Source organism: Marinobacter pelagius, from assembly GCF_900114925.1.
In the GTDB taxonomy this organism is placed as follows: domain Bacteria; phylum Pseudomonadota; class Gammaproteobacteria; order Pseudomonadales; family Oleiphilaceae; genus Marinobacter; species Marinobacter pelagius.
In genome coordinates, this window is record NZ_FOUR01000015.1 from 1 (window position 1) to 1,400 (window position 1,400).

The following is a 1,400-nucleotide window of genomic DNA, read 5'->3' on the forward strand; positions in this document are numbered from 1 at the left end:
ATACCTCGTTCTCACATGTTTCCAGCGTTTCCAAATCATTTGACGGAGTCTTCTCTGAAGCCACATTTGTGTTTCCTCAATAAACTTTTTCATATTGGCAATGCAATAATAGTTTATCCATCCAACGGTGACGCGATTGATGCTTGCGACGATGTCTTCAAAATCTCCGGCTCGCTTTCGACTCGTGAGTTTCTTTAGCTTCCTTCGGAATCTTTGTTTAGCCGACCGTGAGGGTCGGCATCCGACTTTCCCATGTGATTCTGTATGTGGAACCCTAGGAATGATGATTGCGTTGCGGTCGTTATCTTACTTTTCTTCTGATTGACCGTCAATCGCAACTTCTTCTCAACGAAATCTGTGATACCTTCCATGACACGTTCTCCGGCTCTTTTGCTTTTGACATAGATGACGAAGTCATCTGCGTATCGCACGAATTTATGACCTCTTCTTTCTAATTCTTTATCTAATTGGTCTAAGTATACATTCGCAAGTAGCGGTGATAGGGGGCCACCTTGCGGTGTTCCTTCATTCGCTTCATAGAAATTATCCCCATCCAAGATACCAGCTCTGAGAAATTTCCAGATGAGTTTAAGGATGACTTTATCCTTAATATGCCATTGAAGACGATTCTGTAGTTTCTGATGGTTGATAGTATCGAAGTAACTCTTGAGGTCGCAGTCAACGACCCAGCGGTACCCTTCTTCATAGAAAGATTGCACTTTGACAATGGCTTGATGCGCATTTCTTCCTTTCCTAAAACCATAGCTGTTATCTGAGAAGTAGCCATCAATCTCCGGTTCAATTATCTGTAGAATCATCTGTTGGACGAGTCTATCCCGTACACACGGAATACCTAAATGGCGTTTTGACCCATCTGCTTTTGGGATACTTACACGTTTAACCGGTTGCGGTTGGTAAGTACCATTGAGTAGCTTTTCCTTAAAGTAAGGAAGATACTCTCTTAGATGGGCATCTAATTCCTTGACTGTCATCCCATCAATGCCTGGGGCACCTTTATTCTGTTGCACTTTCTTTTTAGCTAATTCTATATTCATCGGATTAACCATCCGTTGAATGAGCGTGATACCACTTTGTTCTGTCATCTCCATGTTGTATCGCCTACGCACACCCTATGTATCTTTCGCTTCCAGCTTATCTTTCCATAGGCGTGTCGCCTTTCGGTCTCTACCACAGCGTTTTCTGCGATGCGGGCGATACATCCACCTCCTTTTTTTCCAAAGTTATTATTGTTCAGTCCTTCGCAACTTGCGTTGCTACTATGACGTCTGCTGACTTCTCTACCTTCCGTTTCATATCACTACGAACGTTTGGAATAAAGATAGAGATCTCCCCGGGTAAGAGTAGTCACTTTCCACTCATGTCACTGCTTCATTTACTCA

General features: G+C 43.1%; 2 protein-coding genes. Both read right to left on the reverse strand.

The window, feature by feature from the left end; all coding sequences use genetic code 11:
* Positions 1 to 288 (reverse strand): group II intron maturase-specific domain-containing protein (locus BM254_RS18035; protein WP_425434504.1); only part of this gene is annotated, 288 nt, incomplete at its 3' end.
* Positions 195 to 1,109, reverse strand: coding sequence for a group II intron reverse transcriptase/maturase (gene ltrA, locus BM254_RS17615; RefSeq protein WP_217647773.1), 915 nt, complete (start codon positions 1,107 to 1,109; stop codon positions 195 to 197). The genes ltrA and BM254_RS18035, both read right to left, overlap by 94 nt.
* Between the last annotated feature and the right edge of the window lie 291 nt (positions 1,110 to 1,400).

Bases quoted from the DNA above. Each gene is read 5' to 3' on its own strand.
- ltrA (WP_217647773.1), bottom strand. From the start codon at position 1,109: ATGGAGATGACAGAACAAAGTGGTATCACGCTCATTCAACGGATGGTT.